Raw genomic sequence first — 260 nt, 5'->3', positions numbered from 1 at the left:
ACGCCAATACCTCGGCGGCGGTGAAAGCCCGTGCCGATTGGGTGGTGACCTCCAGTATTGCGCTGGATGTGGTGAACTATTTACACGGCAAGGGTGAAAAACTGATCTGGGCACCTGATCGTCATCTTGGGGATTATGTGTGCCGGGAGACCGGTGCGGATATGATTCTCTGGGACAGCGAATGCATCGTCCATGATGAATTCAAGGCCAAGGGCTTGCAGGATTTGCGGCTGGTATATCCGGATGCCGCGATTCTGGTG

The 260-nt window shown here is 55.0% G+C and carries 1 protein-coding gene; it reads left to right on the top strand.

The annotated features are described in order from the left end of the window. A partial coding sequence (nadA, locus tag Q4563_RS20730) for a quinolinate synthase NadA (protein ID WP_303605859.1) occupies positions 1-260 on the top strand: 260 nt, incomplete at both ends.

Source organism: Gilvimarinus sp. 1_MG-2023 (assembly GCF_030548285.1).
The sequence above is the reverse complement of the archived record's forward strand: the minus strand, read 5'-3'. Positions and strand labels throughout refer to the sequence as shown.